Raw genomic sequence first — 13,806 nt, 5'->3', positions numbered from 1 at the left:
GTCACCCGTTCGGTGCATCCGCACCCCGTTCGTAGCGAAACGACCGGCCGGACATCGCGTCCGGCCGGTCGTGGAAGGTGGTGCCGTGTCAGCCGCCGAAGCGGGCGAGGACCGAACTCGCCTCCTGGCTGGCCGAGCCCTCCTGTGCGAGATGTGCCATCTCGGGGGCGATGGTGCGGCCGTGATGATGCATTGCCTGCGCATACAGCCGACCGGCCCGGTACGACGAACGCACCAGCGGACCCGCCATCACGCCCGCGAAACCGAGTTCGGTGGCGACGCGAGAATGCTCGACGAACTCCTCCGGCTTCACCCAGCGGTCCACCGGGTGGTGGCGCGGCGAGGGCCGCAGGTACTGGGTGATGGTGAGGATGTCGCATCCGGCTTCGTGCAGATCGCGCATCGCCTGGGTGACCTCTTCGGGGGTCTCACCCATGCCGAGGATCAGATTCGATTTGGTGACCAGACCGTCCTCGCGCGCCGCGGTGAGCACCGCGAGGGAACGCTCGTAGCGGAACGCCGGACGGATGCGCTTGAAGATGCGCGGCACCGTCTCGACATTGTGCGCGAGCACCTCGGGCCGGGTCGAGAACACCTCGGCCAGCTGATCGGGATCGGCATTGAAATCGGGGATCAGCAATTCCACACCGGTGTGCGGATTGAGCGCCTTGATCGCGCGCACGGTCTCGGCGTACAACCAGGCGCCGCCGTCGTCGAGATCGTCGCGCGCCACACCGGTGATCGTCGAATAGCGCAAGCCCATCGCCTGCACACTCTCGGCCACCCGGCGTGGTTCGTCGCGATCCAGCGCGGCGGGCTTACCGGTATCGATCTGGCAGAAATCGCAGCGGCGGGTGCACTGTTCGCCACCGATCAGGAAGGTGGCCTCGCGGTCCTCCCAGCATTCGAAGATGTTGGGACAGCCCGCCTCCTCGCAGACCGTGTGCAGCCCTTCGCGTTTCACCAGGCCCTTGAGCTCGGAGTACTCGGGGCCCATGGTGGCGCGGGTTCGGATCCATTTCGGCTTCCGCTCGATCGGGGTCTGCGCGTTGCGGGCCTCGATGCGAAGCATTTTGCGGCCGCCGGATTCCCGCACCAGCGGTTCCGGGGACGACGTGGCCGGCGTGGCGGTGTGTGCCGCGCCGCTGTTCGATGTCGGGGTGTCGACGGAGGTCACGCCGACGACTCTACGCCCGCGCGAATTCGGCCCGGCAGCGTGCGTTGCATCAAGGTCAGATCCATCCAGCCGCCGAACTTGTGGCCCACCTCGGGCAGCTGCCCGACCACCTGGAATCCGAACTTCTCGTGCAGCACGATCGAGGCCTTGTTCGAGGTTTCGATCGCCGCGATCACGGTGTGTACCCGGCCGGACTCCTCCGCCCGCACCAGCAGCTGGGCGAGCAGCGCGGTCGCCACGCCGCGCCGGTGGAATCGATCCGCGACGTACACCGAGTTCTCCACGCAGAAGCGGTAGCCCGACTTCGGCCGCCACTGCCCGTAGCCGGCGTATCCGGCCACCTCGCCGTCGAGCTCGGCGACGAGCACCGGATACCCGGACGCCACCCGCCCGCGCCACCAGTCCAGCCGATCGTCGAGATCGACCGGCTCGGTGTCCCAGATGGCGGTGGTGTGCGCGACGGCGGTGTTGTGGATGTCGAGGATCGCGGGAATGTCGGCCTGGGTCGCATCCCGGACCAGCGGCGCATCCGGCGCAAAATCGGTCACCGGCCCGACATTATCGGCCGCGGCCACCGTTCGGCGAGCCGAGGAGTACGGGTATCGGTGCAGGTGTGAGCGGTTTCACCGGGTGCGCTCAGGGTGCCTTGCCGAGCGCGGCCTCGAGGGCGCGGCCGATGGTCTGATGCCGGAACGCGTATCCGGCGCTCTCGAGTACCGCGGGAATCGCCCGCGGGGCGCGCAGAATGCCCTCCTGCGCAAATTCTCCGACCGCTGCGCGCAGTGCGAAGGCAGGCACGACGAACGGCGCCGGTCGGTGCAGTGCCAGACCCAGCGCCCGGTTGAACTCGGCGTTGGTCACCGGCGCGGGTCCGGCCAGGTTGACCGGGCCGCGCACCGTGGATTCGGTGAGGGCGAAGACGATGGCGCCGATCTCGTCCTCGAGCGAGATCCACGGTTGGTACTGGCGCCCGTTACCGAGCCGGCCACCCAACCCGAGTGAATAGAGCGGTTTCAGCGCGCCGAGCATGCCGCCGCTGCGCGACAGGACGACCGCGGTGCGCAGCAGCACCACCCGAACCCCCGCATCGGCGGCCGGCCTGGTGGCCGCCTCCCAGTCCCGGCACAGCGTCCCGAGGAAACCCGCGCCGGCCGGGTCACGCTCGGTGACCACCCGGTCCCCGGTCTCGCCGCCGTAGTAGTGCACCGCACTGGCGTTCACCAGCGTGGGAACCCCCACGGCGGCGGCCGCGGTGGACAGCACATCGGTGGGCACGATGCGGCTGTCGCGCAGCTGTTGTTTGTAACCACCGTTCCAGCGATGCGCGCCGATGCCGGCACCGCAGAGGTTGATCACGGCATCCGCGGTGCGCAGGGCCCGCTCGGGCACCTGCGCACGCATCGGATCCCAGCTGAATTCGTCGGCGGCCGCGGCGGGACGGCGCACCAGGCGGGACACCTCGTGCCCGCCGCGCCGCAACGCGGCGACCAGCGCCGTGCCGATCAGCCCGGACGAACCAGCGATCACAACCCTCATGCGGTTACCGAATCGTCGTGTCGAGGGACGGTTTACAGACCCAGATCGGCCTCGAACGCGGCCTCTTCCAGCCGGTGCCTGATCGTGGTCAGGAAACGGCCGGCGTCGGCGCCGTCGATGAGGCGGTGATCGTAGGTCAGCGGCAGGTAGCACATCGAGCGGATGCCGATGAACTCACTGCCGTTGTCGGAGATCACGATCGGGCGCTTGACGATCGCACCGGTCCCCAGCATCGCCGACTGCGGCGGAACCAGGATCGGGGTGTCGAACAGGGCACCCTGGCTGCCGATATTGGTGATGGTGAAGGTGCCACCGGCCAGCTCGTCGGGCTTGAGCCCGCCGGTGCGGGCGCGGTTGGCGATATCGGCGATCGCGCGGGCCAGGCCGGCCAGCGAGAGGTCGCTGGCGTTGTGGATCACCGGCGACAGCAGACCCTGCTCGGTATCCACCGCGATGCCCAGGTGGACCGCCGAGTGATAGGTGATCTCCTTGGCATTCTCGTCGTAGGAGGCGTTGATGTTGGGGTGCACGCCCAGCGCCTCGACGGCCGCCTTCGCGAAGAACGGCAGGAACGTCAGGTTCACGCCTTCCCGCTCGGTGAACGTCTGCTTGGCCTGCGCCCGCAGCGCCGCGATCCTGGTGACGTCGACCTCGTGGGTCTGGGTCAGCTGTGCGGTGGTCTGCAGCGACTCCAGGGTCTTGGCCGCTGTGATCTGGCGGATGCGGTTGACCTTCTGCACGGTTCCGCGCAGCGCCTGCAGCTGCGGACGTGCGCCCGCCGGGGCGGACGGCGCGGCCGGAGCCGACGGTGCCGCGGCGGGCTGTGCCGGGGCCGGCGCGGCCGGGGCCTTGTTCGCCTCGGCGGCGGCGAGGACGTCCTGCTTGCGGATCCGACCGCCGACACCGGAGCCCTTCAGGGCGGCCAGGTCGACGTTGTTCTCCGCGGCGAGCTTGCGCACCAGCGGGGTGACATACGGCGAATCCGCATTACCGGAAGCGGTCGAGGATGCGGCCGGAGCCGGGGCCGGAGCCGGGGCCGGAGCCGGAGCGGGTGCGGGTGCGGCAGGTGCGGGAGCCGGTGCAGGGGCCGGAGCGGGGGCTGGTGCCGGAGCGGGCTGGGCGGGCGCCTGCTGTGCAGGTGCGGGTGCCGGTGCCGGGGCGGGTGCGGCAGGTGCCGACGCCGCGGGCGCACCGCTGCCGATCACACCGAGCTGACCGCCGACCTCGATGATGTCGTCCTCGTTCGCGCTGATCTCGAGCAGGGTGCCGGCGACCGGGGACGGGATCTCGGTGTCGACCTTGTCGGTGGAGACCTCGAGCAGCGGCTCGTCGACCGCCACCTCGTCGCCGACCTGCTTGAGCCAGCGGGTCACGGTGCCCTCGGTGACGGACTCGCCCAGTTCGGGCATCTTCACCGGGGTGCCGGACGCGGCACCGGAAGCAGCGGCGGGCTGGGCCGGGGCCTGCTGGGCAGGGGCTTCCTGGGCCGGGGCCTGCTCGGCCGGGGCTTGCTGAGCGGGGGCTTCCTGAGCCGGGGCGGGGGAGGAGGCAGGCGCCTCACCGGCGTCACCGATCACACCCAGTTCGCCACCGACCTCGACGACGTCGTCTTCCTGGGCCACGATCTTGGAGAGCACACCGGCCGCGGGGGACGGGATCTCGGTGTCGACCTTGTCGGTGGACACCTCGAGCAGGGGCTCGTCGACCTCGACCGTGTCTCCTTCCTGCTTCAGCCACCTGGTCACAGTGCCCTCGGTGACGCTCTCACCAAGAGCTGGCATCTGGACGGAGAAGGCCATGTCCGTTGACTCCTCTAACTGCTCGACGGGTTCACAACAGTTCGTCTCTCGGCGGGGACGCGCCGCGGGTCGCGGCGAGCACCCGACTGCCACCGAACATTCCTGTGGCACCGGAGATCCGTGCGGTTCTTGTTCCGGTTCTCCATCCTTGCACTCGCCGTTGCGATACGTACCACAGGGCCGGACTGTCGCCGGGGTCGTGGCGATCTCACAGCATCGCTGACAACGCCGAGAGCGGCCGGAAGGGGCTACCCCGCACGCGGGCGTGTCCGCCGACGGATTCTCGCACCCGCCGCGCGGTCCGCGCGGCGATCCCGGCGCGCCGGTGATGCGCCCGAAATGCCCGACAACTGGCACTATCGATGGAACGGGAGTTCACATATCCCGATAATCGACCGAGAGGTAGGCGGCCGTGGGGTTGCTCGATCGTTTCCGCCGCGGCAGCGCAAGCGCCGGTCCGGAGGCTGCGGATGCTCGTTATCTCGCCGACTGGGTGCGCACCCACGCCGGCGTGGAGGCGTTCATCGAACCGAAAACTGCGGTGACCGATGTCACAGCAGTCCTTGTCGCCGCCGATGGGGAATGGACGCGGCGCGTCGTCGGTGAGCGCGGCGCCCGGCAGCTGGCGAGCCGCCTGAAGATTCCCGTCTACGACGCCGCGCGCACCGGGTACCCGCAACGCATGCGCGACCACGACGCCCGCAAGCGCATCGAGCGCAAACGTGCCCTGGAGGCGGAACTGCGCGACCTGCCGGGGGAGTAACCCCCCGGCGTCGCGCAGGTTATTCGCCGGCGATATCGCTCAGCACGGCAACCAGCGTGCGAACCGGCACTCCGGTGCCACCCTTACCGGTGTAACCGAACGGGCCACCGGTGTTGTAGGCGGGCCCGGCCACGTCGATGTGGGCCCACTGCACGCCCTCGGGCACGAACTCCTTCAGATACGTTCCGGCGACCAGCATTCCGCCCCAGCGGTGCGGGGAGACGTTGGCCATGTCGGCGATCTTGGAGTTCAGATCGGCGCGCAGTTCCGCGGGCAACGGCATCGCCCACGCGTTCTCTCCGACACCCTGTGACAGCCGCGCCACCCGGTCCCGGAACTCCTCGGTGCCCATCACTCCCGGGGTGCGGGTGCCGAGCGCCACCATCTGCGCGCCGGTGAGGGTCGCCACGTCGATCAGGTAGTCCGGATCGTCCTCGCCGGCTCGCACGATGGCATCGGCGAGGATCAGCCGGCCCTCGGCGTCGGTGTTGACGACCTCGATGGTGGTGCCGCCGTACTGGGTCAGCACGTCGCCGGGACGCTGGGCGGTGGCCGAGGGCATGTTCTCGGCCATCGGCACCGTCGCGGTGACCGTGATCGGCAGGCCCAGCCGCGCCGCCACCAGTGTGGTCGCGATGACGGCAGCCGCCCCACCCATATCGGAGGTCATGTTCTCCATGCCGGCGGCCGGCTTGATCGAGATACCGCCGGTGTCGAAGGTGATGCCCTTACCGATCAGCGCGACCTTCCGGTCGCCGCCGGAGTAGGTGATGCGGATCAACCGCGGCGGACGCGAGGATCCCTTGCCGACGCCGACGATGCCGCCGAAGCCGGCCTCCGCCAAGTGCTTCTCGTCCAGGATTTCGACGTCGAGTCCCAGCGTGCCCGCCAATTCGGCGGCGCGGTCGGCGAATTCGGCGGGGAACAGGTCGTTCGGAGGTGTGTTGACGAAATCGCGTGCGGTGGCGACGGCCTCGGCGATCGCCTGCGCGCGGGTCAGTTCCTCGGCACCGGCATCGGCCGTGGGGACGAGGAATTCGACGCGCTGCAACGGCTGGTCACCGGGCTTGGCCGACTTGTCGGACTTGTAGGTGGTGAAGGTGTAGGCGCCCAGGTAGAAACCCTCCGCGGCCGCACCCAGGTCCAGTCCGGACAGTGTGGTCACCGCGGTACCCACACCGGCCAGCGACCGTGCCGCGACCCCGGCCGAGGTGCGGATCTGCTCGGCGTCCACGCGGTCGGGCGCACCCAGTCCGACCGCCAGCACACTGGTCGCGCCGAGCCCGTCCGGTGCCGGGATCCGGGTCAGCTCCTCCGCCTTCCCCTTCGCGCCGACTGCCAGCAGTGCCGCGAGCAGTCCCTCACGGGTGGCGACGTCGAGTGCGGAATCGAAGATATCGGCCGCGGCGATCGCAGGACCGTCGTCGGTGGACAGGAGTCCGATCACGAGAACGTCGGCATCGGGGCCGATGCTCTCGGTACGTGCCAGTTCCGGGCCGAGTGAACGATCTGCAACAGCTGTCATGGGCTTAGGTTACTGGGTGGCGTCCGGGGCTCGTTCCGTGCCAATGTTCAGGTCGTATGGCTATGAACGATCGAGATCTGGTCCGGCTGTCGAAGCAGCTGGCCACGTGGTTGCGCCACCATCCGCAGCGCATCGGCCTGCAACCGGACGGCGCCGGTTGGGTGCCGGTGGAGATCCTGCTGCGGCAGGCGAATGCGGCCGGCTCGCCGCTGTCGCGCGCGGAGCTGGACGCTGTCGTCGCACGAAACAACAAGCAGCGCTACGAATTCGACGAGTCCGGTACGGCGATCCGGGCGCGGCAGGGGCATTCGATTCCGGTCGAACTCGGGTACGCGCCGGTCGAGCCGCCGCGGCTGCTTTACCACGGCACCGCGGAACATCTGGTGGAGGTGATCGGTGCCGAGGGATTGCTGCCGATGCGCCGTCATGCGGTGCACCTGTCCGCGGATCGCGAGACCGCGCGCGCGGTGGGGGCTCGGCACGGCGTACCGGTGATCTTCGAGGTCGCGGCGGACCGGATGTACCGCGCGGGGCATATGTTCCACCGCACCGACAACGGCGTCTGGCTGGTCGACGCGGTACCGCCGGGATACTTGTCGCTCCGGACGCGTGCCGGTGCGCAGGAGCGAGCGGGCTCGTCGGGGGGTCCGAGCTCCGCACCCGATCCGGACGCATCGGGATATTCGGGCCCTCGGGTAGTTCCGGACACACTGGGGCACACCGAATTTACCGATCCTGCGACGGGCTGAACTGCGCGAACACCGAATTCCAGGTATCGGATAGGTGTCGCGCACTGCCACATAGCGTGTCGATTACTACTGTGTACCGAACCGTGCCGATGGCTGTGCGAATGGAGGGTCTCGGGCTGGTGGAGTTGCGAAGCGAGGCGATACCCGGACAGCACGCAGGTCCGGCCGACGGAAGCCCTGCCGTGCGCAGTGCTGGGCCGGTCGCCGTCACCGAGGACGACGGCTTCAACTGGCTGGGGCGTGTGCGTGGTGGCCGCGTCCTGCAGTTGGAACGGCCGCAACGAATCTGGGAGGCCGGTGGCAGTCCCGGGCGTTCACGCCCATACGTCGTGGCCACCTTCAATCTGAAAGGTGGCGTCGGTAAGACCACCACCACGGCCGCGCTGGCCGAGATCCTGTCCGCCGAATTCGACAAGCGGGTGTTGCTGGTCGACCTGGATCCGCAGGCCAATCTGACCGCGATGATGGTCGGTGAGAACCGGGCCGTGGAGCTGGATTCCACCGGACACACCCTCGCCGAGGTGTTCCGGGCCGCGCTGGGGCAGCGGCCGGTGCCCGACATCCGATCGCTGATCTGCCACCGGGTTTCTGCGATGGATGCGGTGACCTCGGTCGACCTGTTACCCGCCTCGCCGAAACTCATTGCACTCCAGGACGACCTGCCCGGCCTGCGCCAGTGCGAGCCCACCGTGGTGCTGGCACGCGCCCTGTCGAGTGTGCTGGAGGACTACGACTACGTCCTCGTCGACTGCCCGCCGAACCTCGGGCCGATCACCCAGAATGGGTTGCGACTGTCCGACGGCTACCTGATCCCCACCATTCCGGACATCATGTCCACCTACGGAATTCCGCCGGTGCAGGCGCATCTGCGCCATCTCGCCGCCCGGTGGGGTGCGCCGCTCGAGGAACTCGGCGTGGTCGTCACCAAGTACCGCCGCTCCTCGGCCGTGCATCGCACCACGCTCGATATTCTGCAGGAGAACCGCACGCTGCCACGTCTGTTCCCCACTCGCATCCCCGATTCCAATCAGATCGCCGCCGCGGCGGCCTTCACCGATTTCGGCAGTCTGCGAAGGAAATACGGGACCGGCGGGCAATTCCTGGCGCTGCGCGAGCTGACTGCCGACTTTCTCGCGACCACCCGTATCACCCTGGCCTGGGGGCGGTGAGCATTAACTGGTCAACCGCTCATTGACTTTTTCAGCTTAGTCAACCACTGGTTGACGAAGAAAGGGTTCGGGCCTACCGTGGCTGCATGTCCTCCACACAGCCGACTCCCTCCCCGCCCTCGGCCGAAGCGCGCCGCCGTATCGGCGAATCGTTCGGCGTCGATGCAGAGCGCTACGACCGGACCCGGCCGCACTACCCGCAACCGATGATCGACCGGATCGTGGCCGAGAGTCCCGGACCGCGTTATCTGAACGTCGGCTGCGGAACCGGTATCGAGGCACGCCAGTTCCGGGCGGCCGGATGTGAGGTGCTGGGCGTCGAACCCGACGCCCGAATGGTGGAGTTCGCCCGGCGGGACGGGCTCGACGTCGAGATCGCCAGATTCGAGGAATGGGAGCCCGCGGGCCGCACCTTCAATGCGGTCGTGGCCGGGACGGCCTGGCACTGGATCGATCCGGTCGCGGGCGCCGCTCGGGCCGCACAGGTACTGCGGCCGTCCGGCCGGCTGGCGCTGTTCTGGCACGTCTTCCAGCTGCCGGAGGCGGTGGCCGAGGCGTTCGCCGCCGTCTACCGCCGCCTGCTCCCGGATTCGGATTTCCACATCCCCGCCCATCCCGGTTCTGCGATGCAGGGGTACCAGTCTCTCTTCGCCGCCGCCGCTGACGGCATCGGCGAAGCGGGTGGCTTCGGTGCCGTGCACCAGTGGCATTTCGACTGGCAGAAGCGCTACTCACGCGACGAATGGCTGGATCAGATGCCGACTCAGGGCACCTTGACCCGGGCTCCCGCCGAGGTCGTCGACCAGGTGCTCGCCGGTGTCGGGGCGGCGATAGACGAACTGGGCGGGAGTTTCACGATGCCGTATGTCACCGTGGTGGTCACCGCTACGCGGTCGTGAGTGCGTTCCCCTCCGGTCTATCCCGCATCCCGAACCACATCGTAACGGGCGCAGGCGAATTCACGATTCTGTGCCAGCTCGGTGAGCCGCAACTCCACCTTCCGCGGCAGTAGCGGTTTACCGGCGCCCAGCGTGACCGGCGCGATCGATACACACACCTCGTCCAGCAGGCCGTGATCGGCGAACTGTCCGGCCAGATCGCCACCGCCGACGATCCAGCTACGCCGGTCATCGGCGGCCGCGGCCATCTGTCGGTGGACGGCCGGAACCGGATCCCGGGTGAACCGGATGTCGGCGCCGTCGCTGCGTGCCGGGAAGGTCCGATGGGTGAACACCCAGGTCGGCACGGAATAGGGCCACGCCATCTCGGGCTCGTTGTCCACGATCCACTGATATGTGCTCGCTCCCATGGCCATCGCGCCGATATCGGTGATGAAGTCGTCGTATCCCATCGGCCCGTTGTTGTCGACATCGCGGGTGAGCAGCCAGTCGAGCCGGTGGTCGGGAGTGGCGATGAAGCCGTCCAGAGTGGTGGCTGTGTAGTAGACGGTGCCGGTCATTGTCATCCTCTCTCGCGCAACCACATGATCGGGTCGCCGTGGTCGTGTTCCGGTGTGTCGCCGGGGAGTTCGCTGTCGATCCATTGCCGGACCAGGAGTCGCCGATAGGCCGAATAGGTGAGTACGTGCGCGATCACCGAACCGAGTACGAAACTTTCCGGTGGCTCGCAGAGCGCGTCGATGAGGGTGTCGCCCCATCCGCCGCGCCGGTCGATCTGCTGCACCGTTTCCAGCCAACGCGGGGTGAGCGCTTCGAAGCGCTGCCGTAACTCGGGCAGGTCGGTGCTGCCGGGTTCGGGGTGCGCCGCTCCTTCGATCGATGCCAGCCATACCTGTTTGGTGCGGATCAGCCGATCGAGCACGGTGGCGATCGAATCGTCGGGCCCGTCCCACGCCAGGGCCGAACCGCTGCCACGTACCCGGTGGAACTGTTCACCGTCCAGGGCGCCCGCCAGCTCCAGCAGGTCGCGCGTATCGGCCAGGTCATGATGCAGTAGTAGGGAAGTCGGATCCATGTCGTGCCTGCCCTTCGGTTCGCCCTCCACCCACAGCGACATCGGCGGATGGAAGTGGATCCCGTTCACCGCCGGTAACCACCGCGCCCGTGGCCGGGCCGGTGTCGCACTCGGCGGATAACCGTAGGCGCGGCTGTAGGCCCGGCTGAACCCCTCCACCGAGTCGTAACCGGCCGCGAACGCGATATCGGTGACCGCCCCACCGCGACTCAACTGCCAGGCCGCCCGTTCCAGCAGAACGCGCCGCCGCATCGCCACCGGGGGTTCACCGGTGCCGCGGCTGAACTGGCGGGAGAAGTGATACGGCGAAGCGAACGCACCCTGCGCCATCGCGGTCAGGGTGCTGTTGTCCTCGTCGAGAACGGCGTCGAGCAGTTCCCGCAGGCGGTCACGTCCGGTAGTCACATGATTCAGTCTGGCGGGCACCGCAGGTGCCGCGCTTGACCGATCTTGCGCATGCGGTCAGAACCGGTCCCGCCGCGCGCCGCGGCCGCCGCCGAAGCCGAGCCGCTGGTGACCCCGGATCAGCACGAAAAGAATGGCCGGGAAAATGAAGAAGGGGACGATGTGAGTGGTCAGCGCCACGACGACCGCGATCACGAGCGCGGCCACCAGTGCCACGGGGAGCAATGACCGCGGGCGGCGGCTCTCGGCGGGCGGTGCGGGTGCGGGTGCCGGGCGCGGCAGATCGGTGAACAAGACGCTCAGGTCGCCGGCGGTTTTCGCGGAATAGGCCCGGCGTACCCGTTCGTCGTATTCGTCGAGTTCGAGCCGGCCCGCGGCGAAGTGCTCACCGAGCGCGGACGCGGCCTGCTCGCGTTCGGCCGTACCCACCCGCACGGTCGGCGGTCCGAACACCACGGGGTCGAAATCGGTCATGGCAGCCGCCTCACACCGGAACTATCAGTTGGCTCCAGCCTAGGCTCGCGGCCGGCGCGGCGCCTGCGTCACGCGGCGTATTCGCGACTACGTCCCACCTCGCACGAGCGGGTCGATTACCCGCGAACCCCGAGGTCGAACCGGCTCTGCCCCGGCGTGCCAGGTCACCGCGGATGTCGAATTCCGCACACCGCCAGGCGAATGCATGCCCCGGTCACGGCGGGTACCGTGGCCGGGGAAGTATGGAACTACAGCTGTGGCTAGGAGTGGAAAACCTTGGAGGAGGTACTCAGACCGCTGGTGGTTTTCGCCGTCACTCTCGCGGTCACCATCGCCATCGGGTTGGCCGCGGATCGCGTGCTGCGCCATACCGCCGAGAAGCATCCACAGAACAGGTTGCCGGGGCTGCTGCGGCGTATCCATCTGCCGTTGCAGATCTTTCTGGCATCGGTCGCCCTGCACGCAACCTATCCGCTGGCAGAGATCCACTGGAGTCGCGACGATGTCGTGCTCAATATCTTCGCCGCCGTCGCGATCCTGTCCGCGGCCTGGGTGGTAATGCGCGCTGTCGACGCGGTGGCCGAGAACACGCTGGACAAATACGCCCGGCGCACGATCGACACGGCCAGGGTGCGACGCCTGCACACCCAGCTCACGCTGGTCCGCCGCATCATCACCACGGTCCTGGCGATCACCACGGCTGCGGTGGCGATCCTGATCCTGTTCCCCGATCTGCGCGCGCTGGGGACCTCGCTGCTGGCCTCGGCCGGTGTCTTCGGCATCATCGCCGGTGTCGCGGCGCAGTCCACGCTCGGCAATCTCATGGCCGGTCTGCAGATCGCATTCGGTGATTCGGTGAAGATCGGCGACACCGTGGTGGTCGAGGGGGAGTGGGGCACCATCGAGGAGATCACGCTGTCGTTCCTGACGGTGCGTATCTGGGACGATCGCCGCCTCACCATGCCGGTGTCCTATTTCAATTCCAAGCCGTACGAGAACTGGTCCAAGGGTGGTCCGCAGATCACCGGCACCGTGTATCTGTATCTGGACAACAACACCCCCGTGGCCGAGTTGCGTTCGCACCTCTACGACTATCTCTGCACCCGGGACGACTGGGATCGGCGCAACTGGAATCTGCTGGTCACCGACAGCACCTACACCGGGATCCAGGTTCGTGCCTCGATGTCGGCGCGCAATTCGGACGATGTGTGGACGCTGCGCTGTGCGGTGCGTGAGGAGTTGCTGGCCTGGCTGGGCCGTGAACATCCGCAGGCGCTGCCCAAGATCCCGACCAGCGTGGTCGACTCCGCGCGGGCGATGGCCGACTAGCAGGTCGGGGCAACGCTCAGTCGCGGACCGGTAGCAGATCGGGACGTTTCGCGGTGCGGCCGTCGCCGGTGGACCGTCCGCGCAGTCGCCGCCACACCCAGGGCCGCACGGTCGCACCGAGCCAGGCGAGTTCGCCGGCCACACCGGCCGCCCTATGCTGTTCGGTTCCTTCCGGTGCCTGCGCCCAACTGTGATCGGCACCGTCGAGTCCGAGGGCTTCGGCAACCGCCAGCGCGAACCGAAGGTGGCCCTCGGGCGAACCGTGCAGCCGGTCCGGGCTCCACATTCGCAGATCGCTCATCGATGCCGCGCCGTACAGGTCGACCAGGCGCAGGTCGTATCGCTGTGCGCACAACCGGATCCGGTCGTTGACCAGTTCCACCCGTGGCCCGATCAGTCGGGCGGCCAGCGGGACGATCAGCCGGGCGTCGGGAAACAGGGTGGTGACCACTGTCGCGCCCGATGCGGTGAGTTTCGCGTACAGCTCCTCCATGATGTCCAGTGCCTGCGCCAGATCACCGCGAGGTGCGGTCACATCGTTCATGCCGGCACAGAAGCCGACCAGGTCGGGGCCCAGCGCGAGCGCGGCATCGAGTTGTTCGTCGCGCACCTCGGCGAGACGGCGACCGCGCACGGCGAGATTGGCGTAGCGAATCCCGGGGTTGTCGGCCGCGAGCCGGTCGGCGAAGCGGTCCGCCCAGCCGCCCAGGCCCGTCTCGTCGTCACCGTCCCACAAGCCTTCGGTCTGGCTGTCGCCCAGTGCTACGAAACGTTGATAGCTGATCCGCGGCTCATCGGTACGAGATGTGGGCGACGACGCCATGGCAGACCTCCCGGTTATCGAAGTAGCGCGGTGCCGGCGGGCCGGCACCGGCGAGAAAGGCTACTCCCGCCGTCCGGCACGAT

Annotated in this window: 14 protein-coding genes; 5 read left to right on the top strand and 9 right to left on the bottom strand. The window is 68.2% G+C overall.

Annotated features, from left to right (window positions below; translation table 11 throughout):
* Nucleotides 1-88 precede the first annotated feature (88 nt).
* The 4 genes from lipA to sucB form a co-directional block, all read right to left on the bottom strand.
* Entirely contained in the window at nt 89-1,072 is a 984-nt protein-coding gene (gene lipA / locus NV2_RS01115) for a lipoyl synthase (RefSeq protein WP_067869075.1), read from the bottom strand.
* Nucleotides 1,073-1,173: 101 nt separating this feature from the next.
* Entirely contained in the window at nt 1,174-1,725 is a 552-nt protein-coding gene (locus NV2_RS01110) for a GNAT family N-acetyltransferase (RefSeq protein ID WP_245662380.1), read from the bottom strand.
* A gap of 88 nt (nt 1,726-1,813) precedes the next feature.
* Nucleotides 1,814-2,713, bottom strand: a complete 900-nt coding sequence (locus NV2_RS01105) for a TIGR01777 family oxidoreductase (RefSeq protein ID WP_067867845.1) — start codon at nt 2,711-2,713, stop codon at nt 1,814-1,816.
* 32 nt (nt 2,714-2,745) lie between these two features.
* A complete protein-coding gene (gene sucB / locus NV2_RS01100) occupies nt 2,746-4,512 on the bottom strand; it encodes a 2-oxoglutarate dehydrogenase, E2 component, dihydrolipoamide succinyltransferase (protein WP_067867843.1) in 1,767 nt (588 codons plus the stop codon).
* 412 nt (nt 4,513-4,924) lie between these two features.
* Here sucB and NV2_RS01095 point away from each other — a divergent pair, with 412 nt between their 5' ends.
* Nucleotides 4,925-5,275 (top strand): oxidoreductase, encoded by a 351-nt coding sequence (locus tag NV2_RS01095; protein ID WP_067867840.1) that lies wholly within the window; start codon nt 4,925-4,927, stop codon nt 5,273-5,275.
* A 19-nt stretch (nt 5,276-5,294) separates the two neighbouring features.
* On the opposite strand, the gene NV2_RS01090 is transcribed toward NV2_RS01095, so the two are convergent.
* Nucleotides 5,295-6,800, bottom strand: a complete 1,506-nt coding sequence (locus NV2_RS01090) for a leucyl aminopeptidase (RefSeq protein ID WP_067867837.1) — start codon at nt 6,798-6,800, stop codon at nt 5,295-5,297.
* A 62-nt stretch (nt 6,801-6,862) separates the two neighbouring features.
* On the opposite strand from NV2_RS01090, the gene NV2_RS01085 reads away from it, so the two are divergent.
* From NV2_RS01085 to NV2_RS01075, 3 genes are all read left to right on the top strand, one after another.
* Nucleotides 6,863-7,549 (top strand): RNA 2'-phosphotransferase, encoded by a 687-nt coding sequence (locus NV2_RS01085; protein ID WP_084473760.1) that lies wholly within the window; start codon nt 6,863-6,865, stop codon nt 7,547-7,549.
* A gap of 89 nt (nt 7,550-7,638) precedes the next feature.
* Entirely contained in the window at nt 7,639-8,718 is a 1,080-nt protein-coding gene (locus NV2_RS01080; protein ID WP_307612238.1) for a ParA family protein, read from the top strand.
* A gap of 86 nt (nt 8,719-8,804) precedes the next feature.
* Nucleotides 8,805-9,617: a class I SAM-dependent methyltransferase gene (locus NV2_RS01075; protein WP_067867834.1), complete on the top strand. Its 813-nt coding sequence runs from the start codon at nt 8,805-8,807 to the stop codon at nt 9,615-9,617.
* Nucleotides 9,618-9,634: 17 nt separating this feature from the next.
* Here the strand turns inward: NV2_RS01075 and NV2_RS01070 are convergent, their stop codons facing one another.
* From NV2_RS01070 to NV2_RS01060, 3 genes are read right to left on the bottom strand one after another with little or no spacing between them, the layout of a single operon-like run.
* Complete coding sequence (locus NV2_RS01070; RefSeq protein WP_067867831.1) at nt 9,635-10,177, bottom strand: dihydrofolate reductase family protein; 543 nt, start codon at nt 10,175-10,177, stop codon at nt 9,635-9,637.
* 2 nt (nt 10,178-10,179) lie between these two features.
* A complete protein-coding gene (locus tag NV2_RS01065; RefSeq protein ID WP_218018938.1) occupies nt 10,180-11,097 on the bottom strand; it encodes a helix-turn-helix domain-containing protein in 918 nt (305 codons plus the stop codon).
* A 57-nt stretch (nt 11,098-11,154) separates the two neighbouring features.
* A complete protein-coding gene (locus NV2_RS01060) occupies nt 11,155-11,571 on the bottom strand; it encodes a DUF1707 SHOCT-like domain-containing protein (protein WP_067867828.1) in 417 nt (138 codons plus the stop codon).
* A 276-nt stretch (nt 11,572-11,847) separates the two neighbouring features.
* Between NV2_RS01060 and NV2_RS01055 the strand changes: the two genes are divergently transcribed.
* The gene (locus tag NV2_RS01055; protein ID WP_067867825.1) at nt 11,848-12,900 is read left to right on the top strand and encodes a mechanosensitive ion channel family protein; all 1,053 of its coding nucleotides are present in this window, start codon (nt 11,848-11,850) and stop codon (nt 12,898-12,900) included.
* Between the two features lie 16 nt (nt 12,901-12,916).
* Here NV2_RS01055 and NV2_RS01050 read toward each other — a convergent pair whose 3' ends face one another.
* Nucleotides 12,917-13,723 carry an SGNH/GDSL hydrolase family protein gene (locus NV2_RS01050; RefSeq protein WP_067867822.1) on the bottom strand — a complete coding sequence of 269 codons (807 nt, stop codon included), beginning with the start codon at nt 13,721-13,723 and terminating at the stop codon, nt 12,917-12,919.
* Between the last annotated feature and the right edge of the window lie 83 nt (nt 13,724-13,806).

The organism is Nocardia vermiculata NBRC 100427, assembly GCF_001613265.1.
GTDB lineage: Bacteria > Actinomycetota > Actinomycetes > Mycobacteriales > Mycobacteriaceae > Nocardia > Nocardia vermiculata.
This window is presented reverse-complemented; position numbering and strand designations above follow the sequence as displayed.

What these genes read in the sequence shown, in the direction of transcription:
- lipA (WP_067869075.1), bottom strand. Translation starts at nt 1,072, where the DNA reads ATGCTTCGCATCGAGGCCCGCAACGCGCAGACCCCGATCGAGCGGAAG.
- NV2_RS01105 (WP_067867845.1), bottom strand. Translation starts at nt 2,713, where the DNA reads ATGAGGGTTGTGATCGCTGGTTCGTCCGGGCTGATCGGCACGGCGCTG.
- sucB (WP_067867843.1), bottom strand. Translation starts at nt 4,512, where the DNA reads ATGGCCTTCTCCGTCCAGATGCCAGCTCTTGGTGAGAGCGTCACCGAG.
- NV2_RS01090 (WP_067867837.1), bottom strand. Translation starts at nt 6,800, where the DNA reads ATGACAGCTGTTGCAGATCGTTCACTCGGCCCGGAACTGGCACGTACC.
- NV2_RS01085 (WP_084473760.1), top strand. Translation starts at nt 6,863, where the DNA reads ATGAACGATCGAGATCTGGTCCGGCTGTCGAAGCAGCTGGCCACGTGG.
- NV2_RS01080 (WP_307612238.1), top strand. Translation starts at nt 7,639, where the DNA reads ATGGCTGTGCGAATGGAGGGTCTCGGGCTGGTGGAGTTGCGAAGCGAG.
- NV2_RS01075 (WP_067867834.1), top strand. Translation starts at nt 8,805, where the DNA reads ATGTCCTCCACACAGCCGACTCCCTCCCCGCCCTCGGCCGAAGCGCGC.
- NV2_RS01070 (WP_067867831.1), bottom strand. Translation starts at nt 10,177, where the DNA reads ATGACCGGCACCGTCTACTACACAGCCACCACTCTGGACGGCTTCATC.
- NV2_RS01060 (WP_067867828.1), bottom strand. Translation starts at nt 11,571, where the DNA reads ATGACCGATTTCGACCCCGTGGTGTTCGGACCGCCGACCGTGCGGGTG.
- NV2_RS01050 (WP_067867822.1), bottom strand. Translation starts at nt 13,723, where the DNA reads ATGGCGTCGTCGCCCACATCTCGTACCGATGAGCCGCGGATCAGCTAT.